Here is a 20,095-nt window from a genome sequence, read left to right as displayed (position 1 = left end):
TTTTTGAAGGAAGGTTTGCACAAGAATATTCGGCCTTTTTAGAAATTATACAACTTTCGTATGACTTTTTATTTTCCCAAAATCATTATAATAGGGCTTATGGAGTGTGCTTGCGCAGATTTATGGACCTGGTAAGCTTCCGATAGCTTTAGACGGGCGTGCCTGGGGTCGTCCGGGAATGGATTTCGAATCAAACTCTTACGGAGGTATAAGGACAATGAAGAAAGTGATGATGTATTTGCTCGCGATCATGCTGCTCTTGCCGGTGATTCCACATGCTTCGGCAAGCAATGAAAAGATGGATTCGACGAGAAGCGTCGATCGACCGAGCTTTTTGACAAGCGTATCCGTCTTTGCGGGCAGCGGTGATTTTGAAGCTTGGGATGGAGCGGCATCGGAGGCCTCTTTTCGCATGCCGCAAGGAATTGCGGTATTGAGGGACGGATCCGTGCTTGTCGCAGAGGGCAAAAACCATCTGATCCGCCAGATCGCGAATGGGCAAGTTTCTACATATGCTGGTTTAATACTGAAGACGGATGCCAATGGAATTCCGAGCGGGGGCTGGAATGATGGAACCCGATCGACCGCTGCAATCAACGCTCCTTCAGGCATAGACACGGATGCAGCAGGCAATATCTATATCGCAGATTCGGAAAATCATGCGATCCGAAAAATTTCGACAGATGGAACGGTTTCGACTGTTGCCGGAGACGGCGTTCTCGGACTTAAAGACGGAGCAGGCTCAGAAGCGAGATTCTATCATCCACAGGATGTCGCTGTTGCTGCGGATGGAACCCTGTATGTCGCGGACACCTTGAATCATGCCATTCGCCGTATAACGCCAGATGGTCAGGTGGCTACACTGAATGCTCCTTCCGTCCGTGCTATTGAGGTTGCTGCCGGCTATGCGGTTCCTGCAGGCGATTATGCAGACGGAAAATTGGCCGAATCCAAGTTCAATGAACCTGCTAGCATTGCAATAGACGACAAGGGCAACTTATATGTAAGCGATACAGGAAATCATCTCATTCGATATATGGATCTGACTGAAGGCACAGTGACAACGGCAGCAGGCTTGTCCCCAGGGGAGCAGCCTGTATATGAGCAGGGCGCTCTGTATGCCGCAGGCGGCTATGCGGATGGTTCCAGCTCAGAGGCGCGCTTCTATTCTCCAAGAGGCATTGCCGTAACGGAGGAGCAAGGTCTGATTATTGCCGACAGCTTGAACCATACTATTCGTTATCTCGTTGATGGGCAAGTAAGCACAATTGCCGGTGTGCCTGCACAATTCGGCCAATTGGATGGCATTAACGGTCATAATCTTCTGCATCACCCGACTGACGTAGCTGTATTGCCTGATGGAAATGTGCTCATTGCCGACAGCTATAACAACCAAATTCGCGAGCTTGAATGGTATAAGCTGCCGGGCGATTTGCCGGAAAATGATCAAGTGAAGGTTGTATTCGAGAATCAGATTATCCCGTTTGACGCGCAGCCTGAGATTGTGCAGGGACGCACAATGGTTCCCGTCAGAGCGTTAAGCGAAAAGATGGGCTATGAGGTAGGATTCGAGAATAACGAGCGTACGATTGAGCTGGTCAAAGGCGATGTGAAATTGAGGCTGCAGGTTGGGAGCCGAGTGATTGCGGCCGAGAACGTGGCGACAGGTACGCAAGAACAGCTGGAAATAGAGGGGGCTCCCTATATCAAAGCTGGCAGAACCTATGTCCCGCTCAGATTTTTCAGCGAGGCTTTTGGGGCAGATGTAACATGGGACGGGACTTCGAGAACGGTTATTTTAAGAGAAATAGCTACAGTCGTCGATAAGCTTCCTCAAGCGGATCGCCATTCGAGAGAGGCGACGCTTAACCAGATCAAAGGGACGGTATGGATCAGCCAAGCAGGCGGTTCATTGCGCTATAGAGCCTATGATGGCATGAGTCTTCATCATGGCGATCGTATCATCACTGAATTCCAGTCAAGCGCAATCTTAAATACGGTTGACCGCAAGGATGAGCTTACGATTAGTGAGAACTCGGAGCTGTATATTTCCAATTTAAGCAACGCGGCCCAAGTGAAGCACACGAGCCTTGTTCTATGGAGCGGAATGATTGGAGCTAGCGTGTCTCCGTTAATCGATTCTCTGGATACCTTCAAAATCATGACCGCGACAGCCCAGACTGATGTTCGCGGGACGAATTTCATCGTGGGAATCGATCCGGTTACGGGGGTTTCCAAGCTATATGTAAGCAGCGGCCTTGTTCAGGGAAGCGGCAGCGGGACCAATCAGAATCCCGTTTCCGTCTATCCCGCTCAGCAGCTGAGCTTATTCCCGGGAGCAGACGCTGGAGCGCCTAATCTGCCTGATATAGTAGATCTGGCTGATTTTATTAGTCAAGCTTCACCTGCTGTCATTGAAGCGTTGTTGAAGCAAATGAAGCAGGTTGAACAAGAGAATGCAGAGATGCTGGAGAGAATGAAGAATGCGGCTGCCGGTTCTGACCCTGGCGGCAATCCGTACAATCTTTCTCCTTACGAGCTTGACCAATTCGAGAGAAATTTGGAGAACCTGCTCGCGAATATTGCCAAGCAAGCCCTCGACCAAGGGAAGCTGGATAAGGACAAACTTCAGGAAATAATCGACGAGGCCAATAAGAAATTGAATAACAAAATTGATATAAACAATGTCCCTCCTCTTCAATTAACAGAGCAGCAACGGCAGCAGCAGGAGCTACAGAAGCGGCTGGAGGAGGAAAGAAGAAAGAAGCAGCAGGAGCAAGATAAGCTGCGCGAACAACAGCAGGCGCAACTGGAGGCTTTGAAGAATAAACTTTTGGCTGAAAAAGAGCGGCTGGATCAAGAGAACAAGAAGCAGCAGGAAGCAGCGGCAAAGAGAGCGGAGGATTTATTGAAGCAGCAGCTTTCGGATGCAGAAAAGCAAAAGTTCGAGCAGCAGAAGCAAGAGTTGGATAGGCAAAAGCAGCAGCAGGATGCGGCGCAGCTGCCACAGGCGCCGACGCCGCCTGCACCGTCCATTCCGGCTGCGCCAAGAGCCGCAATGCCAATGGCAAGCATCGTGAGCGGAGCTGTGGAGCCGAGCACCGAGATTGAGCTGACGACCGCGACAGAGGGGGCTGCTATTTATTATACTACTGACGGAAGCGCGCCATCAGCAAGCAACGGCACGCTTTATACAGAGCCGCTGGTGATCGAGGACAATATAACCATTAAAGCGGTTGCCGTAAAATCGGGGTATACAAGCAGCGCAATTTTAACTCTAAGCTATACCATTGTTGTCCCGGAAGAGGATCGGCCTGAATTTGCCGAGGGATATCCAAAAACATATGCCGACACTTTGGATGAAACTACACGCATCCACGTTCTTGTGCAGACGAACCAATCGGGCATGGTATTCTTCGTTGTGGTGCCGCGCGGCGAGGCCGCTCCTGCGGCAGAACAATTGATTGAAGGCCTGGAGAATCCGAGCTGGCTGGCTTATTATCGCGCGGATATTGCAGCGGACCGGGAGTTCCAATATGAAGTTGAACTTGAAGAGACGGCGGCAGAGTATGACGTCTATGTTGTAACGGTCATAGGATCCGATGGGGCGGCCAGCATGGTCCGCAAAGCGACAGCCATAGCTCCGCCTGCAACCGATTAGCCTCAAGAAGAATTGCATTCATATTTCAACTGAAACAGTAATTTAAAAATGCCGCCCTTAAGGGTGGCATTTTTAAGTATGGATCTTTTGCGTGAATAGTTATGATTTTGCCTTCAGCAGCAGCTCCTTTATTTCACGAAGCTGGCTTTCCGTCATTTGTTGGGATTGCTCGATGGCCGTCAGCTTTTTCTCTACTTGCTCCAAGCGAAGCCGGGATTCGATTTGAATATGCTCGGCTTCCTTTTGCGTTTTGGAGTTGTCTATGACAACCAGAATGGTCAGGCCTGCGCTGGCAATCGTCAAACCTCTCGCAATTTGATTTAAATCCAATTCATTCATGGCGAACAGGCAATCCGCTATGCCTGCCCCCATTAAGACGCCGCCAATCGTAACAATTGCGTGTCTTTTCCACTTGTCTGATATGATGGTCTGTTTCATCGTGAAAGCTCCTTAAGTAAGCTGATATAGGTCTATTTATCATAAACCATGCCGCTAATGAAATGGAAACTCACAGAAGAGCAAATACTAGGATCACTGGAGATGATCCCAAGTAGTTGCTTTTGCTTTTGTGAGCAGAATGAGCAGGTAATGACGATAACAGCCGCCATTGCCACATAAGTTTCACATGTTGCTCATTGTGCAAGTTTGCTCATTGGGCAATAATAAGAGGGAGCCATCTTTTTATGCACTAATTTCTATGATCTTGAAAAGGAGTGTACACGTAGTCGGAATATGATGAACAAACCTGGTCTGCGCCATATGAAAAGGGAAGCTACGGCAAGCGCGCTTGCCGATGCGGCTTTTGCGCTTGCGCTGGAGAAGGGGCCGGATGGTTTCGTCGTGGAGGAGATCGTTCAGCGGGCGGGCTACTCCAGAAGAACCTTCGCCAACTACTATTCCTGCAAGGAAGAGGCGGTAGCCGCCGCCGCTATCAACTTCAAAGGAGCGGAAGAAGTCATCGAATGGATCGAGGCACTCGATGAGGAGATGTCTCCGCTTGACAGCCTGTACCAATTGTTGAAAATGCAAATGACGACCGAGCACTTTCACAAATTGCGTCAGCTCGTGCAGCTATCGAAGCAGCATCCGACGCTTGAGCTGTATATTCTAAGCGCTCTCCATGGCTTGCAGAGAGACGCCCAAGAGATGCTGGCCAAGCTGTCTCGCGGACGCCATCCGGAAGGCTATACCCATCTTCTCACAGGCGCTGTATATGGAGCGATCCTGCCGCTCTTGGACGGCAGCCTGAACGTGCGGCTTCCGGATCATCCTGTCGTCGATACGGAGGATGCCGTTACGTTCGAGCAGTATTTGGATACCATGTTCAGCTACTTGCGCCAAGGATTCTAGTCTATTGTTACATGTGAATAAAGGATGAAAAGGAGCAGCATAATCTCATGTCTACTTTCTTGTACAAATTAGGCAAGTCGGCTTACAGCAAGCCCTGGGCTTTCATTATTAGCTGGATTGTCATCCTCGGGGCCGTACTCGCCATTCTCGGGGTTAACGGCATACATGTCACTTCCGATATGAAAATCGAAGGTACAGAATCACAGAAAGTGCTGGATAAGCTGGCTGCGGAGCTGCCGGAGGCCTCTGGCGGTCAAGCCAGCATCCTGTTCAAAGCGCCTCAAGGCGAGCGCTTGGATACGGAAGAGCGTCTAGCTTCTATTATTGAAGCAGTTAATAAGGTATACAACGTGGAATACGTCATTAATCCGATTGAACTGGCTGAGAAAGCCGGTGTAGCAGCAGGCGACGCCGCTGCTCTGGCAGGGGCAGCCCAAGGGGATGCCGCTCAGGGAGCGGGCGCCGCGCAAGGCAGTGATGCTGCCGGGGCAGGAGCGGGACAGGGAAGCGATGCCCAGAATGGCGGGGCGGCCGCTGGCGAATTGCCTCCGTACGGTCCGCTTATGGTGAACGGGATGCCGGTTCCAGGTGTCATGCTGGCAACGGACGGCAGCGTGGCTCTGTTCCAATTCCAGTTCACGGTGCAGCAGATGTCGCTGCCGGATTCGGTTCCGGATTCCGTCATCGAAGCGGCCAAAGCCGCCGAAAACACGGGCATTCAGGCGCTGCCAAGCGATTCGCTTATGGGCAAGCCTGCTATTGGCTCGACAGAGGCGATCGGCATTGCCGTCGCAGCCGTCGTATTGTTCATGACGCTCGGTTCTGTGGTTGCAGCGGGATTGCCGTTGTTGACCGCTCTTATGGGGGTTGGCATTAGCGTAGGTGGAGCATACGCCTTCTCGAAGATGTTCCATATGACCGATCTCACGCCGGTTCTGGCGCTCATGGTAGGCCTGGCAGTCGGGATCGACTACTCGCTGTTTATCGTCAACCGCCAGCGCCGGATGATTCTGGAGCAAGGGCTTAGCGCTAAAGAAGCTGCAAGCCGTGCGGTAGGCACCGCGGGCAGCGCCGTCTTTTTTGCCGGGTTGACCGTTATTATTGCCCTGTGCGGCATGCTGGTCATCGGGATCGGCTTCTTGTCCGCCATGGCGCTTGTGGCGGCCGTTGCGGTTCTCGTCAATGTGCTTGTCGCGTTAACCTTGCTGCCGGCGCTGCTGGCCCTGGTAGGCGAGCGGATCTGTTCGGAGAAAGCCCGCGCCAAGAGCCGGGAAGCGGCCAAGCAGCCGCGCAACGGCACAGCGCAGCGCTGGGTAACGTCTGTCGTGAAAGGACGCTGGGTCATCATTATTGGCGTCATCGTGATCCTGGGAGCGGCGGCGCTTCCGGTAATGAAGATGGAAATGGGCATTCCTTCAGGGGCTACGGCCAATCTGGATACGCCTGCCAGACAAAGCTATGACGCGATTTCCGAAGGATTTGGCGAAGGCTTCAACGGCCCGCTGCTGCTTGTGGCTGAACCGCAAGGATCCTCGGATACGCTGGCGCCGGAGACGATTGGCATGCTGGTTCAACAGCTTCAGCAGCATGAGAATGTATCGCTGGTCACGCCAATGGGTCTGAACCAAACAGGCGATATGGCGATCATAAGCCTGATTCCGAAGACGGGTCCGACGGATGCTGAGACGAAAAATCTGGTGCAAGAGCTTCGCGCTGCGGATTCCGAGTTGGCGAAAGCAAATGCCATCAAGCTTGGCGTCACTGGCTTTACGGCCATTAATATTGATATGTCGTCGAGATTGGCTGAGGTATTCCCGCTTTACGTGGGCATTATCGTCATTCTCTCGCTAATCATTTTGCTGCTCGTATTCCGCTCCATTATCGTTCCGATCAAGGCGACTGTGGGATTCCTTCTCAGCGTCCTGGCTACATTCGGGGTGACGACAGCGGTGTTCCAATGGGGCTGGCTGCATGACCTCTTCGCCTTCGACACAGGCGGTCCGCTGCTGAGCTTCATGCCAATAATGGTAACGGGTATTTTGTACGGGCTTGCGATGGATTATCAGGTGTTCCTGGTCAGCTCCATGCGCGAATCCTATGTTCACGGGCATCATGGAAGAGAGAGCGTCATTGACGGATATGATCAGGCAGCCCGTGTTGTCGTAGCGGCAGCAGTCATCATGGTATCTGTATTTGCCGGCTTTATCTTCGCCCACGACATTATGATCAAGCAAATCGGGTTTGCGCTGGCGATCGGCATTCTGATCGATGCGTTCATTATCCGTATGGCGCTCGTTCCTGCCGTTATGGCCGTATTCGGCGACAAGGCCTGGTGGCTGCCGAAGTGGCTGGACCGCATGCTGCCTAATCTGGATGTCGAAGGCGATAAGCTGATCGCTCAGCTGAAGACCGAGGAAGAGGGTCTCGCCAAAGTCGCTTCTGTATCGCAGCGGTCCCGCTAAATAAAGAGACACTGAATGGCACGAAAGATAAAGCAATGACAAACACCTTCAAGGCTGGCGGTCTGTCTAAGGACAGATTGCCAGACACTTGAAGGTGTTTTTGCGTCAGATGCACTGAACGATCATTTTCTGCCGAAATCGGCTTTGATCTCGCCCCAGACCTCCGTCTGCCACTTCAGCACTTTATTGTCATAGGTATTGTTCTGGAGCCAGCTGACCGCCCGGTCGGCCAGCTGCCATATTTCCTTGGTGGAAGCGTCCCGGACCAGACTGGAGCTGATGCTTTTCTTTCTCAGCCAGCTTAGCGCGGTTCTGGAATCGGTATATACCGTCTGCTTGCTGCCTTTTTGCTTCAGATAGGCCAGTCCGTGCACAATGGCAATGAACTCTCCAATATTATTCGTTCCTTTGGCGATGGGTCCATGATAGAAGAGGATTTCGCCAGTTTGTGTATTTACGCCCTTATACTCCACAATCCCCGGATTGCCGCTGCAGCCGACATCGACACTGATGCTGTCCCAATCAATTTCCTCTACGCTATCCAGACTGGCTGCTGCAGATTTCTCCCGGAGGGGCTTGTCTGCGCTCTTCTGGCCCCAATGCAGCCGCCATCCATCACGATAGGCCTGTTCAGCCTCCTCGCGCGAGCCGAATGATTTATATTTCGCATCTGTGAAATGATTCGTCTGCTCCTGGCATTCCGCCCAAGTCGAATAGATGCCGGGCTTATGGCCTGCCCACACGACATAAACCTTTTGTTTTGCCACTTTCGTCACCTTCTCGATTCAAAATTCGCAAAGGATACATTTCGATAAACGCCTGCCGTGTTCCTCTTATCATGACGAAATTGGATACGAATATCCGGTTGGAATACATTCCATGGAAATTCACTCTATGTTTACCGGAATAGTTCATATGAAGTCAGTGATAGGGCCAATTGTCCGATTTTTTTTATTCAATTGAAGTGACTTTTTTATTGTGATGTTACTTAATATCTGTTAACCTTAAGTTAAGTAACATTAACCGGAGGGGTTCTCTGTGCAATTTGTTAATCCGATTCGAGATATAAAAACCATTCAAGCGATGAAAGATGAGCTGAGAAAACACTCGATAAGGGACTTGTTGCTTTTTGTACTGGGCATTAACACGGGGATTAGTCTCCTTGACCTGCTGAATCTTACTGTACAGGACGTTTGGGATGGCCAAAATGCCAAGCCGTTTCTTTATATTAAGGATGAAAAGACAGGAGAAGATAAGGCGCACTACCTGAACAGCAGGATCGGCGAGATCCTGATCGAGTATTTATCTAACGGCGATTGGAAGCCTGAGGATTATTTGTTTAAATCCAAAAAGGATTGCCGTCCCATTACCCGTCAGCAGGCGTATCGAATTATTAACCACTCGGCAAGGGAGGTAGGGATTTCCGAGAAAATCGGGACACATACGCTGAGGAAGACGTTTGGCTACCATGCGTACTATAAGGGAGTGGCGATCTCCATCTTAAAATCGATTTTTCATCATCATTCCACTGCGGAGACACTAAAGTATCTGGGCATCGACAGAGCTGAGAAGAAACCCATTCAAGTGGATGTCAATTTGTAAAGGATCCCTGTTCGGCGAAAATAAAAAAATCTCCGCATGAAACATGCGGAGAGAGAATGTCTTTATTCGCTTTTATTCGGCAGAGTCGTCCAGGCCCATCGCGGTAGAAATATCTACGTTTTTTAATTCGGTGACGATCCCGTCACTGACGAGCACATTTAAAGTTACGGCATCCTTCATTAAGCGGAAGATTCCGTTATCGAAATCGGTATCGACTTCTTTGAAGAAGATGCCCTCGAATTCAGTATCTTTTTCGTGATTGAAGCTTAGCTTATATTGTTTCCCGTCTTTGACCAGATAAGCGCGAACTCCCTTTTCATATATACCCTCTTCATCCCGAATATAACGGGCAACGGAAACAATATGCAGATCGACAAACGGGATCTCGCGCACTAAGGAATTAATGATAGATCCCTTCGTAATTTGTTCCCAGCGGCTGTGCGCCGTCTGACCAAGAATGATCTGTGTAATGTTGTTATCTCTGGCTACTTCAGCAATGACCTTAGAGACAGGGCGGCTTTCATTGTCCTTCATAATAAATTGGGCTGTTGCATGAGAGTGGGCATATTCTTTCCATTGTTCGATATAGAATAATTTTTCGGCATCCAGCTCGTCGAATGGCTTGGGATCAATGGTCAATATATATAGCGGAGATTTCATCAAATTAGCGATTGCGCAACCGCGTTTGATTAGTCTTTCGCCATTGGGACCATAATAAACGCAAACAAGAATACTCTCATTGTACACATTGTTCATTTTAAATATTTCACCTCAAGGTCTCGATTATTATGTAAGACTATAGTGGATGTTACGGCAAGAGTCAAGGAAGCAGAAGTCATGAATAGGAGGAGTGCACTTGAGTATATTCTTTATATTTATTTTTCTCCCGTTGATCAGTGCAGTGATTGTACCCCTACTTTATAAGTATTTGAATCGCCTAGTACATACAGGATGGTTCGTTTTACTTGTGCCACTATCTATTTTTATCTATTTGTTAAGGTATATACCTGACGTTGCCGCTGGGAACACCTATAAATACTCCTTATCCTGGATTCCGTCTCTTGATATGAATTTCACCTCTTACGTAGACGGGCTCAGCCTGTTATTCGGCCTGCTCATCAGCGGTATCGGCACCTTGGTCATTATTTATTCTATTTTCTATATGTCCAAGGCTCGTGAGGCTCTCCATAGCTTCTATGTCTATTTGCTCATGTTCATGGGCGCCATGCTGGGGCTGGTATTCTCGGACCACCTCCTGGTCCTGTACGGATTCTGGGAGTTGACCAGCGTCTCTTCCTTCTTATTAATATCCTATTGGTACGAGCGCAAGAGCTCTCGCCAAGGCGCCTTGAAGGCAATGCTCATTACCGTCCTTGGCGGGTTCGGCATGTTGGCTGGATTTATTATGCTGATCATGATGGCGGATACGTACAGCATACGGGAAATGATCGCTAACCTGGATGTTATCCAGGGCCATGCATTATTTATTCCTGCCATGCTATGTGTATTGCTTGGCGCATTTACGAAATCCGCGCAATTTCCGTTCGGCATCTGGTTGCCGGACGCGATGGAGGCTCCAACCCCGGTCAGCAGTTATCTCCACTCGGCTACGATGGTCAAGGCTGGCATTTATTTAGTGGCTCGCATGACACCGCTTTTCGGAGGCAGCTCCGTGTGGTTCTGGCTTGTGGCGGGCATTGGTATCATTACTCTGCTTTATGGTTCTTTGACTGCAGTGAGACAGACGGATCTGAAAGCTATGTTAGCTTATTCAACGATTAGCCAATTGGGAATGATCATGTGCCTGCTTGGGGTCGGTTCCTTGGCGATTTATTTTGGACCTGGCGATAGCGGTACGATCTTTACGGTAGCTACATTTGCCGCCCTATTCCATCTGTTTAACCACTCGACCTTTAAAGGAAGCCTGTTTATGGTTGTCGGCATTATTGACCATGAGACAGGACGGCGTGATATTCGCTATTTGGGCGGTTTGATGCAAGTGATGCCGATCACGTTCACGATTGCTGTGATTGGCGGCTTTTCCATGGCGGGGTTGCCGCCGTTTAACGGCTTCTTGAGCAAGGAAATGTTCTTTGCGGCGGTAAATGACGTATCCGGGGCCGGCATTTTCGGTCTGGGCAAAATCGGTCTCTTGTTCCCGGTCATTGCTTGGGTAGCCAGCGTATTTACGTTCGTCTACTGCATGATTTTTGTATTCAGAACCTTTGGAGGACAATATCGCCCTGAAAAGCTGACGCGAAAAGTGCATGAAGCGCCTTGGGGGATGCTGTTTTCTCCAGTTGTTTTGGGATTGCTCGTTATATTCATTTTCTTCTTCCCGAATGTACTCGGAAAGTATATTCTCACTCCGGCATTAACCGCTATTTTGCCTAAGATGCCAATTTCCTCATACGACCTGAAAATTAGCGCATGGCATGGGCTGAATATGGAGCTTATCATGACGATCGGCGTCATTGTTATCGGCATCTTTCTCTTCAAGACGAAGAAGCATTGGGTTCAGATCTTGCGCAATTATCCGCAGGGCCTAACGTTGAATCATTTGTACAATCAGGGCTTATCAGGCACGGAGAAGCTCTCCGCATCCCTGACGAACCGGTACATGACAGGATCGCTTAGACATTATTTGATCTACATTTTTGCTTTCTTTGCGATTGTGCTGCTGAGCTCGCTGCTGCTGCTCCATGGTATTCAGTTCGATTTCTCTAATAATGCAGCTATCAGCATTTTTGATGCGGGGCTTGTGCTCGCGATGGTGATCGCCGCGCTTACGGTTTTATTTGCCGGCAACCGGATCGTAGCTATTGTTGCGCTAGGCGCGTTAGGCTATATGGTTTCTATGTTCTTTGTCATCTTTAGGGCGCCTGACCTGGCTTTGACCCAAATGGTTGTGGAAACTGTGACGACGGTGCTGTTCCTGCTGTGCTTCTACCATTTGCCGAAGCTGAAGAAATCGGTCGAACGCATTCCTTTCAAGCTGACGAATCTGATTATTTCGATCGCGATGGGGTTAACGGTGACCGTGCTCGCATTGTCTGCGAACGGACATAAATTATTTGAACCGATTTCATCGTTTTTTGAAAATTCCTATAAGCTGGCGGGCGCCAAAAATATCGTCAACGCGATATTAGTGGACTTCCGCGGTTTCGATACGATGCTGGAAATCTCCGTGCTCGCCATAGCCGGGCTAGGCGTGTATATATTGGTTCATCAGCGTTCCAAAAGGAGGGAACAACATGAAACCGAATGATGTGATATTGAAAAGCGTAACTCGGGTGGCAGCCGTAATCATATCGACCTTTTCGATTTATTTATTTATGAATGGCCACCATCATCCGGGAGGGGGATTCATTGGGGGACTTAGCACCGCATCAGCTATTGTCCTGCTGTATCTCTCCTTTGGAATCGAGAAGGTAAGGGAAAATATACGAGTCGATTTCAAAAAGCTGGCCGCGATCGGCGTGTTGATTGCGCTTGTGACCGGAATGGCAGGCGTGGTATTCGGCAAACCTTTTTTAAGCCAGGCCTTTGGTTATTATGACTTACCTATATTCGGGAATACCGAGCTCGCGTCTGCTTTGATTTTTGATACCGGAGTCGCTCTGGCGGTTATAGGCACCGCAGTCAATATCATTCTAAGCATAAGTGAGGACCGTTAATATGGAGACACTCATGGTCATACTTGTCGGTATTTTGGTATCCATTGGAACCTATTTGATTCTATCCAAGCAGCTGCTGCGGATTGTCCTCGGCGTATCGATCGTGGGCCACGCGGTCAATCTGCTCATCATAACTTCCGGCGGGCTCAAGACGGGGAGCGCCCCTTTGCTGGGAGAGAAAGCCGCGGGCTTTGCAGATGCGCTTCCTCAGGCATTAGTATTAACTGCGATTGTCATTAACTTTGCCGTGACAGCGGTAGTACTCGTTTTATGTTACCGCTCCTATCAGAGCTTCGGGACGGATGACATGGAGCAATTAAGGGGAAATGAGCATGAATAATTTATTGATCGCGCCGATTATCCTTCCTCTGTTGACTGGAATGGTCCTCATTGTATTCCAGAAAAATATAATGCTTCAGCGGATTCTTAGTTTGGTCGCATTGTTAGCCACTATAGTCACTTCGGTTCTATTGATGAATCAGATCAGAGACGGTGGGATTCAAACCTTACAGCTGGGCGGCTGGGAAGCGCCATACGGCATCAGTTTAGTGGGCGACATGTTCAGTGCTTTGCTGCTTTTGGCTACCTCAATTGTCTCGGTGGGCTGCCTTGTCTATGCCTTTTCCTCGATTGGGCGAAGGCAAGAAAAGCTCTACTTCTATCCATTATTTTTGTTTTTGATTACAGGCGTCAACGGCTCATTCCTGACTGGGGATTTGTTTAATCTATATGTTTGTTTTGAAGTGTTTTTGGTTGCTTCATATGTACTGATCACAGTGGGGGGAGCCAAGAGGCAGCTTCGTGAGTCGCTGAAATATATTTTCACGAACATTATTGCATCGGCGTTCTTCTTGATCGGCGTTGCCTATCTGTATTCGATAACAGGCACATTGAACCTCGCTGATTTATCGATCCGGATCTCAGAGATTGGCCAGGATGGGTTAATCACTACTGTCGCAATATTATTCCTGATCGTATTTGCCATGAAGGCGGGATTATTGCTTTATTTCTGGCTGCCGGGATCATATAGCGTACCGCCGACGGCAATCGCTGCTATTTTTGCCGCGTTGCTCACTAAGGTGGGGATATATGCGATTTTCAGAATGTTTACACTCGTTTTTTATCATGAACCGCAGATTACCCATTTGTTTATCGGGATATTAGCCGCAATTACGATGATTTTAGGTGGACTCGGAGCAAGCGGATATTCTGATTTGAGAAAAATTTTAACTTACAATGTGATCATAAGTGTCGGGTTTATTATGGCTGGACTTGTCTCATTAACACCTGCCGGCATAACGGGTTCTATTTATTATTTGATTCACGACATCCTGATTAAGGCGATTGTATTTTTGATTGGGGGAACGATTGTTCATCTCACGGGAACAAGCGACTTGAAAAATATTAGCGGCTTGATCCGGCTTCACCCTCAATTAGGCTGGATGTTCTTCATTGCAGCTTTGTCTATGGTTGGAATTCCTCCGTTAAGCGGTTTTCTTGGCAAAGTGTTTACGACGCAAGGCGTGTTTGAAGCAGGGTATTACTGGCTTGGCATAATCGGCCTGGCGGCCAGCTTGCTTATCCTGTATTCGATGATCAAATTGTTTATGAACGCTTTTTGGGGTGAGACGATTCTGAGTGTAGAAGAGGAGAAAGGGACGACGAAAGGCTTGTTGTTCCCGATCGCTCTCTTGACAGTGGCTAGTGTGGCCCTGGGAGTCGGCGCCGAGGCGATTACGGGGTATGTGGCTCAAGCCGCTGAGGAATTGCTGAATCCAAATTTATATATTCAGGCCGTGTTTGAATAAAGGGGGGAACCAGCCATGCCCGTTCAGGTGCTACTTAACATTTTCATTGCTTACTTGTGGATGTTTCTGCAAGAGGAAATGACCATATTAAACTTTATCAGCGGTTACTTAGTCGGTCTGATTATATTGCTTTGTATCCGTCGTTTCTTTAATAAACGCTTTTATCTATTCACGCTAGCTGCAATCGGCAAGCTGTTCATTCTTTTTATCCACGAGCTGAATACTTCTGCGGTAGCGGTCATGAAGCATGTACTCCGTCCCAAAATTGATGTCAGACCAGGCATTTTCAAGGTAGAAACGGATTTGGAGGGGGACTTGGAAATCACGCTCCTATCCTTATTAATATGCCTAACGCCAGGCTCCGTCGTCATGGAGGTCAGCCCTGATTCGAAGGCGCTGTACATTCACGGTCTGAACATGCCCGAATCGAAGGAATCCGTTCTAAAATCAAAATCTGTTTTTGAAAAGGCGATAAAGGATGTGACGAGAAAATGATATTTGAGACGGTGTTGATTACGGCATTATGTATATTGCTGCTGGCCATTCTGGCCAATTTATATCGGGTGGTCAAAGGGCCGTCCAGTGCGGATCGGGTTATAGCGCTGGATTCCGTCGGCATTAATCTGATCGCCAGTATTGCCGTGTTCTCTGTGCTGCTGCACACTCATGCCTTTTTTGATCTAATCTTATTGATCGGAATCTTGTCTTTTATCGGAACGATCGCCTTTGCCAGATTCATTGAAAGAGGTGTTGTGATTGAGCGGAAGCGGTGAAGTAATCGGGGCGATCCTTATCCTTATTGGCGCTATCTTCAGCTTGATTAGCGCGATAGGGAATGTGCGTTTGCCCGATGTGTATACCAGATCTCATGCTGCATCTAAAAGTTCTACGCTTGGCGTGCTGTGCGCGCTCGTTGGAACCTTGCTGTATTTTTTAATTACCGACGGCTTTTTCAGCATCCGCCTCATCTTGGGAATCTTCTTTGTATTTCTGACAGCCCCAGTGGCTGCCCATGTGATCTGCCGGGCCGCTTACCGCCATAAGGTGCCGTTAACCGAGCAGACCGCCCAAGATGAATTGAAGGACTATTATATGGAGAATGAGATCATCGAGGCAAAAGAAGATAAGGCCAGCGTTGTAGTAGATCAAGGGAAATGAATGGTTGTCGTATGTAAAAGATGGTCCTCTGGGCCATCTTTTTTTGTTTGCTTTCATGCGAAAAGCAACGTGATGTGCTTTTTCGCACGCGGGAGAGCTGCAATTCGAGAAACACGGCTTGCAGGTGCAAAGGAAGCTCACGAGAGAGCTGCAATCCGAGAAACTCGGCTTGCAGGTGCAAAGGAAGCTCGCAGGTGCAAAGGAAGCTCGCAGGAGAGCTGCAATCCGAGAAACTCGGCTTACAGGTGCAAAGGAAGCTCACGAGAGAGCTGCAATCCGAGAAACTCGGCTTGCAGGTGCAGAACGGAGCCGTGGGAGGGCTGCAATCCGAGAAACTCGGCTTACAGGTGCAAAGGAAGCTCACGAGAGAGCTGCAATCCGAGAAACTCGGCTTGCAGGTGCAGAACGGAGCCGTGGGAGGGCTGCAATCCGAGAAACTCGGCTTGCAGGTGCAGAGCGGAGCCGTGGGAGGGCTGCAATCCGAGAAACTCGGCTTGCAGGTGCAGAGCGGAGCCGTGGGAGGGCTGCAATCCGAGAAACTCGGCTTGCAGGTGCAAAGGAAGCTCACGAGAGAGCTGCAAGCCGCAAAACAGTGCTTAAACTCGCTACGCGGAGCGTGCAGGCAGATACACGCGTATCTCAAGCTGGATTCTCGCCGCAGTCAAAGGAAAAGGCATTACTATGAACATGTCCCGTAAGGGAATGCACATTGATAATGCCTCCAACCTAATCGTTTATTCCATCTCTAAGGTGTGGTCGTTCCAAACGAAATAACCAGCAGCCCGCTTAAGTCGGGCTATGGATTATTGGTAAATCTCGCCGCCGGCACAGTCTATGTTGAATGGAATGTAGGGGGAACGATCCAGACGATTCGCAAGTGGCTGGATAACGGCATGAATCCGCCGCAAGAGCAATTCATCGAGCAAATGCTGCTCATCTCTGCCGCCTCCAGCAAGCTCTTCGGTGTTCGCGGGGAGGAGCTGCCATAAATCATCAGGCATTTGAATTCGATAGGAATTCAAGAACATGACGATTGAACTCTTCCGGCTCCTCGACGAATGGGAGGTGGCTGCAGCCTTGCATTGTAATTATAGTTGAATCTTTGATTTTGGCATGAACAGCATTCGCGGTACGGACGTTGAAGGGATGATCCAGCTCAGGTACGATAATTAGAGTAGGGATGTCCAGTTCATGCAGCCGGCCGAACGCATAAGGCTTCAGAGCGAGCGACAGCTTTGGCGGGAATCGGCAGAAGTTATCGCGATTGCTTGCATGGTGGACAACCTTTAGCCGAGCTTCACCCTTGGTTCCGGAAGGGAAATAATAGTGCCAGAAGGGATTGGTTAAGAATAGCTTGATTGCCTTCTCCTGCCCTCTTAGGCGGGCATTAATGAAGTTTTTGGTCCCCTGCCACATCATGGATACTGGATACTTGTTGCCATGAATCGAAGGCGCGACCAGAATCAGTGCCCTCACCAGCTCTGGATAAGCAAGCGAGAAGTCTGCCGCAAGGCCGCCACCCGATGAAGACCCCATAAGCGTAACTTTCTCCAAACCAAGCATATCCACGAGCGCTTTCAAATCCTCAACGTTGGAAAAGGCAGCGGTTGGCGTACTGGAGCGGCCATACCCGCGCAAGTCATACCGAATGCACTGATAGTGCGAGGCAAGAGTAGAGACCTGCTCCTTCCAGATGCCATGATCATTGAAATTCCCATGAATCAGGATAAGGGGTTCGCCGCTTCCGGCAACCGTATAGAATATGTCCCCTCTACTTACATCGGCGTACTGGGACATCGGCAGGGCCTCCTTTACAATAGATCTGCATGGCTCAGGTTGTCCTCGATAATCGCTCTGATCACTTCGGATATGGAGTGGTCGCCTCTATGGCAGCAGCGGTCAATTTCCTCCCAGCAGGCCTGGGGCAAGGTTAGCGAGATTTTGCGCGTAATGCCGATGGGCTTCCTGCCCGCCCCTTTTCGAAAGCCGCCCTTCGTGCTTGCTCCTAATGCCGTGTCTTTCTCATTCATCGTTTCCATATCATCACCCTGACAACATCATTCCATAGGATTCCAGGCCAGTCAATTAGTGCTACCTTAATCAAAATGCTCAGTTTCAGTGATCGGATGTTCCGTAATCTTTGATCGTTAATTTCACCTCGCAACGGATGGGAACCTCACTGAAGGTTTGATCCCAGTCTTTTTTCACTTTTTCCCATACGTAAGGATATTCAATACGCAATTTGTTGCCGAACCCGGATACGTCAGCCTGGTACGTATGCTGCATTTTGTTCAGGACATTACGGATTAAACGTTTGACCTCTTTCACAGAAGCTTGTTCGGCTCTTTTCAAATATCCGTTCTCAAAGTCTTTCTCCGAAACATCCCAATGCTCCGCTATTCGTCCTTCAGATTCGATGATCAAATCGAATGAAATGCGATTCCCGTCAACATGCGATTTAATCACGCTTTTCATGGATAGAATTTCGTACACAATGGGCAGGCCTTCATCATCAAAGCTTCTAACCAAACCGCCTTTTCCTTTTCCGGATATCCAAGTTATGCCCTCTAATTCCTCTTCGTTCAAAAACCCGCTTAGCTTGTTGGTCTTCCCTTTAATGACGGCAGCGCCTGTAAATTTGATTTCCCCTTTGATAGAGCTCACGCTTTGCAGGAGAAAGCTTGAGCCTGATTGCAGCTTTCCTTGTATTTTGGTCAGAGTCATCGGAGGCAGAATTTTTGTTGTTCTGTCATGCCCTTGTGTCATTTCGATGAGCTGAAATGCCGGAATATCCACGAGATTCTTGGATTCCAGCGTTCCGCTCGCGCGCTCTCTAGCGATCAGGATAAGTCCGCTTGGCCTCATCTCTTGTTCCCTGATAAAGAAATCCAGAGTTTGCTGCAGATTCAAGGTGCGCGCAAGCTCCTCGCCAATGACCAGAACTTTGGAGTGTTCGGCAAAAGCGCGCTTGTCGATTCTCAATATCATATTGCGCAAGGTAGGGAGGGCGGCATCGCCTGTCTCAGATATGTTTTTGTAGGCTTTTTGTTGGGTCTTTCCATCTTTGGTGCCTGAGCCAATCGTCTCTGAGGTTACAAATTGATTGGTTACGGTAAGCAAATGTCCATTATGGTCAGGGTCTTTTTTTTCCAAATCCAATGCAGTGCCTACAATGAACCCTAGATTCTCGATTTCTTTGCTGCTCCAGCACCCTGCAAGAGGCAGAAGGATAAGAATGGACAATGAGCACAACAGCCGCCGCAATTGCTGGGTATTCATGCTTTTCCACCCTTCTTCAGTCTTGATATGAGGAGCAGGATGAGGGGCAGGACGGCAAACAATAGCAACGCTACATTGCCGACCATGTCTCCCATGTGGAACAGGTCATTGATGTTTTTGGGTATCATGGCAATCACATAAATCACCGGCAATAAAGCATAAATAAAGGGCTGTATGTCCTTCTTGAGCAGCTGTGACAGCCCTAGAGCAGCGGCATAGTACGTTATCGTGAAAGTGGTGAAAATTTGCATGATCCATATCACAAGCAAAAAGGATTCAAACCGTTCGAAGATCAGGCCGGGGATTTCAAAGCCGCGCATCAGCTCAAGCGTCGGCCAAGTTCTCGTGGTTACTCCATCGATGGATAAAGCTCCTATGACCATGACGACGGTTATGACGTAAAAGACCATGGGGACGGTTACCCCAATCAGAACGACTTTGACTGCCTTCTCCGGTCTTTTCATAAACGCTACGAGGAGCAGCATGACTTCAGTGCCTAGAAAGGCGAGCGCGGTTGTTTTAATCCCTTTTAACACAGGGATAACTCCCAATCCCAGCACAGGCCGAAGATTGTTGAACTCGAATATGCCCAAGCTCAGAAAGGCAACGAGTAAAAATATAATAATCGTCACAGGGAAGATCATTTCGAACAGCCGAGCGAGCGGAGTGATCCCGCCAATGATCAGATACAGCCCTATCCACATAAAGGGCATGATGATTGCCCAGGTCGGGGTGCCTTCCAACAGGAAAAAGCCGGTCACTTCGGCCATCGTTCTGACTTCATAGGCGGATATAGTGAAGAAGTAAGCGATAATCAGGATACTGAGCAGTCCGCCTATCCATTTCCCTACGATTTCACCGCTATATTGATAAAAGGTTTTTTCAGGGTACCTTTGGCTCAGTTTCACGATAATAACCCCTGCGATCATGGTGATTAGACCGCCGATGATAACGGTGATCCACACATCGGGTGTTTTCACCTTCTCGACAGATGTGCGTGGCAGAGTGAGGATGCCTGCCGCAAGAATATAGTTGACGAGGATGACGGCTGCTTGCAAATTCGTAATTCGATCCTTTGAACTGCCGCTCATGGCTAGC

General features: G+C 49.0%; 20 protein-coding genes. 13 read left to right on the top strand and 7 right to left on the bottom strand.

The window, feature by feature from the left end:
- Window positions 1-217 precede the first annotated feature (217 nt).
- On the top strand, window positions 218-3,661 hold the full coding sequence (locus D3P09_RS12980; protein WP_165867420.1) for a stalk domain-containing protein: 3,444 nt from the start codon (window positions 218-220) through the stop codon (window positions 3,659-3,661).
- Window positions 3,662-3,760: 99 nt separating this feature from the next.
- Here the strand turns inward: D3P09_RS12980 and D3P09_RS12975 are convergent, their stop codons facing one another.
- Entirely contained in the window at window positions 3,761-4,099 is a 339-nt protein-coding gene (locus D3P09_RS12975) for a hypothetical protein (RefSeq protein WP_120110375.1), read from the bottom strand.
- Window positions 4,100-4,393: 294 nt separating this feature from the next.
- Here D3P09_RS12975 and D3P09_RS12970 point away from each other — a divergent pair, with 294 nt between their 5' ends.
- Both D3P09_RS12970 and D3P09_RS12965 read left to right on the top strand, forming a co-directional pair.
- Entirely contained in the window at window positions 4,394-5,011 is a 618-nt protein-coding gene (locus D3P09_RS12970) for a TetR/AcrR family transcriptional regulator (protein WP_243644120.1), read from the top strand.
- A gap of 47 nt (window positions 5,012-5,058) precedes the next feature.
- Window positions 5,059-7,473, top strand: a complete 2,415-nt coding sequence (locus tag D3P09_RS12965; protein ID WP_120110373.1) for an MMPL family transporter — start codon at window positions 5,059-5,061, stop codon at window positions 7,471-7,473.
- A gap of 122 nt (window positions 7,474-7,595) precedes the next feature.
- Here the strand turns inward: D3P09_RS12965 and rnhA are convergent, their stop codons facing one another.
- Entirely contained in the window at window positions 7,596-8,240 is a 645-nt protein-coding gene (rnhA, locus tag D3P09_RS12960; RefSeq protein ID WP_120110371.1) for a ribonuclease H, read from the bottom strand.
- A 271-nt stretch (window positions 8,241-8,511) separates the two neighbouring features.
- On the opposite strand from rnhA, the gene D3P09_RS12955 reads away from it, so the two are divergent.
- The gene (locus D3P09_RS12955; protein ID WP_120110369.1) at window positions 8,512-9,075 is read left to right on the top strand and encodes a tyrosine-type recombinase/integrase; all 564 of its coding nucleotides are present in this window, start codon (window positions 8,512-8,514) and stop codon (window positions 9,073-9,075) included.
- A 72-nt stretch (window positions 9,076-9,147) separates the two neighbouring features.
- On the opposite strand, the gene D3P09_RS12950 is transcribed toward D3P09_RS12955, so the two are convergent.
- A complete protein-coding gene (locus tag D3P09_RS12950) occupies window positions 9,148-9,831 on the bottom strand; it encodes a universal stress protein (RefSeq protein WP_120110367.1) in 684 nt (227 codons plus the stop codon).
- 100 nt (window positions 9,832-9,931) lie between these two features.
- Here D3P09_RS12950 and D3P09_RS12945 point away from each other — a divergent pair, with 100 nt between their 5' ends.
- From D3P09_RS12945 to D3P09_RS12905, 9 genes are all read left to right on the top strand, one after another.
- The gene (locus D3P09_RS12945; RefSeq protein ID WP_120110365.1) at window positions 9,932-12,343 is read left to right on the top strand and encodes a Na+/H+ antiporter subunit A; all 2,412 of its coding nucleotides are present in this window, start codon (window positions 9,932-9,934) and stop codon (window positions 12,341-12,343) included.
- Window positions 12,330-12,752 (top strand): Na(+)/H(+) antiporter subunit B, encoded by a 423-nt coding sequence (locus tag D3P09_RS12940; protein ID WP_120110363.1) that lies wholly within the window; start codon window positions 12,330-12,332, stop codon window positions 12,750-12,752. Before D3P09_RS12945 ends, D3P09_RS12940 begins: the two co-directional genes overlap by 14 nt.
- 1 nt (window position 12,753) lies before the next feature.
- Window positions 12,754-13,092 (top strand): Na(+)/H(+) antiporter subunit C, encoded by a 339-nt coding sequence (locus D3P09_RS12935; RefSeq protein ID WP_120110361.1) that lies wholly within the window; start codon window positions 12,754-12,756, stop codon window positions 13,090-13,092.
- Window positions 13,085-14,560, top strand: coding sequence for a Na+/H+ antiporter subunit D (locus D3P09_RS12930; protein ID WP_120110359.1), 1,476 nt, complete (start codon window positions 13,085-13,087; stop codon window positions 14,558-14,560). The genes D3P09_RS12935 and D3P09_RS12930 overlap by 8 nt, the downstream gene beginning before the upstream one ends.
- Before the next feature lie 15 nt (window positions 14,561-14,575).
- Window positions 14,576-15,055 (top strand): Na+/H+ antiporter subunit E, encoded by a 480-nt coding sequence (locus D3P09_RS12925; RefSeq protein WP_120110357.1) that lies wholly within the window; start codon window positions 14,576-14,578, stop codon window positions 15,053-15,055.
- Window positions 15,052-15,333, top strand: coding sequence for a Na(+)/H(+) antiporter subunit F1 (locus D3P09_RS12920; protein ID WP_120110355.1), 282 nt, complete (start codon window positions 15,052-15,054; stop codon window positions 15,331-15,333). The genes D3P09_RS12925 and D3P09_RS12920 overlap by 4 nt, the downstream gene beginning before the upstream one ends.
- A complete protein-coding gene (locus tag D3P09_RS12915) occupies window positions 15,317-15,718 on the top strand; it encodes a Na+/H+ antiporter subunit G (RefSeq protein WP_120110353.1) in 402 nt (133 codons plus the stop codon). Before D3P09_RS12920 ends, D3P09_RS12915 begins: the two co-directional genes overlap by 17 nt.
- A gap of 194 nt (window positions 15,719-15,912) precedes the next feature.
- On the top strand, window positions 15,913-16,416 hold the full coding sequence (locus D3P09_RS12910; RefSeq protein WP_120110351.1) for a hypothetical protein: 504 nt from the start codon (window positions 15,913-15,915) through the stop codon (window positions 16,414-16,416).
- 108 nt (window positions 16,417-16,524) lie between these two features.
- A complete protein-coding gene (locus tag D3P09_RS12905; RefSeq protein WP_120110349.1) occupies window positions 16,525-16,707 on the top strand; it encodes a TetR-like C-terminal domain-containing protein in 183 nt (60 codons plus the stop codon).
- Window positions 16,708-16,711: 4 nt separating this feature from the next.
- Here D3P09_RS12905 and D3P09_RS12900 read toward each other — a convergent pair whose 3' ends face one another.
- The 4 genes from D3P09_RS12900 to D3P09_RS12885 all read right to left on the bottom strand — a co-directional run bounded on the left by D3P09_RS12900 (window position 16,712) and on the right by D3P09_RS12885 (window position 20,088).
- A complete protein-coding gene (locus D3P09_RS12900) occupies window positions 16,712-17,515 on the bottom strand; it encodes an alpha/beta fold hydrolase (protein WP_120110346.1) in 804 nt (267 codons plus the stop codon).
- A gap of 14 nt (window positions 17,516-17,529) precedes the next feature.
- Window positions 17,530-17,757 (bottom strand): ribbon-helix-helix domain-containing protein, encoded by a 228-nt coding sequence (locus tag D3P09_RS12895; protein ID WP_120110344.1) that lies wholly within the window; start codon window positions 17,755-17,757, stop codon window positions 17,530-17,532.
- Between the two features lie 76 nt (window positions 17,758-17,833).
- Window positions 17,834-18,997, bottom strand: a complete 1,164-nt coding sequence (locus D3P09_RS12890; RefSeq protein ID WP_165867419.1) for a Ger(x)C family spore germination protein — start codon at window positions 18,995-18,997, stop codon at window positions 17,834-17,836.
- Window positions 18,994-20,088 carry a spore germination protein gene (locus D3P09_RS12885; protein ID WP_120110342.1) on the bottom strand — a complete coding sequence of 365 codons (1,095 nt, stop codon included), beginning with the start codon at window positions 20,086-20,088 and terminating at the stop codon, window positions 18,994-18,996. Before D3P09_RS12885 ends, D3P09_RS12890 begins: the two co-directional genes overlap by 4 nt.
- Between the last annotated feature and the right edge of the window lie 7 nt (window positions 20,089-20,095).

Source organism: Paenibacillus pinisoli (genome assembly GCF_003605435.1).
Taxonomy (GTDB): Bacteria; Bacillota; Bacilli; order Paenibacillales; family Paenibacillaceae; genus Pristimantibacillus; species Pristimantibacillus pinisoli.
This window is presented reverse-complemented; position numbering and strand designations above follow the sequence as displayed.

What these genes read in the sequence shown, in the direction of transcription:
- D3P09_RS12900 (WP_120110346.1), bottom strand. Translation starts at nt 17,515, where the DNA reads ATGTCCCAGTACGCCGATGTAAGTAGAGGGGACATATTCTATACGGTT.
- D3P09_RS12975 (WP_120110375.1), bottom strand. Translation starts at nt 4,099, where the DNA reads ATGAAACAGACCATCATATCAGACAAGTGGAAAAGACACGCAATTGTT.
- D3P09_RS12950 (WP_120110367.1), bottom strand. Translation starts at nt 9,831, where the DNA reads ATGAACAATGTGTACAATGAGAGTATTCTTGTTTGCGTTTATTATGGT.
- D3P09_RS12925 (WP_120110357.1), top strand. Translation starts at nt 14,576, where the DNA reads ATGCCCGTTCAGGTGCTACTTAACATTTTCATTGCTTACTTGTGGATG.
- D3P09_RS12940 (WP_120110363.1), top strand. Translation starts at nt 12,330, where the DNA reads ATGAAACCGAATGATGTGATATTGAAAAGCGTAACTCGGGTGGCAGCC.
- D3P09_RS12970 (WP_243644120.1), top strand. Translation starts at nt 4,394, where the DNA reads ATGATGAACAAACCTGGTCTGCGCCATATGAAAAGGGAAGCTACGGCA.
- D3P09_RS12965 (WP_120110373.1), top strand. Translation starts at nt 5,059, where the DNA reads ATGTCTACTTTCTTGTACAAATTAGGCAAGTCGGCTTACAGCAAGCCC.
- D3P09_RS12935 (WP_120110361.1), top strand. Translation starts at nt 12,754, where the DNA reads ATGGAGACACTCATGGTCATACTTGTCGGTATTTTGGTATCCATTGGA.
- D3P09_RS12980 (WP_165867420.1), top strand. Translation starts at nt 218, where the DNA reads ATGAAGAAAGTGATGATGTATTTGCTCGCGATCATGCTGCTCTTGCCG.
- D3P09_RS12920 (WP_120110355.1), top strand. Translation starts at nt 15,052, where the DNA reads ATGATATTTGAGACGGTGTTGATTACGGCATTATGTATATTGCTGCTG.
- D3P09_RS12895 (WP_120110344.1), bottom strand. Translation starts at nt 17,757, where the DNA reads ATGGAAACGATGAATGAGAAAGACACGGCATTAGGAGCAAGCACGAAG.
- D3P09_RS12930 (WP_120110359.1), top strand. Translation starts at nt 13,085, where the DNA reads ATGAATAATTTATTGATCGCGCCGATTATCCTTCCTCTGTTGACTGGA.
- D3P09_RS12890 (WP_165867419.1), bottom strand. Translation starts at nt 18,997, where the DNA reads ATGAATACCCAGCAATTGCGGCGGCTGTTGTGCTCATTGTCCATTCTT.
- D3P09_RS12885 (WP_120110342.1), bottom strand. Translation starts at nt 20,088, where the DNA reads ATGAGCGGCAGTTCAAAGGATCGAATTACGAATTTGCAAGCAGCCGTC.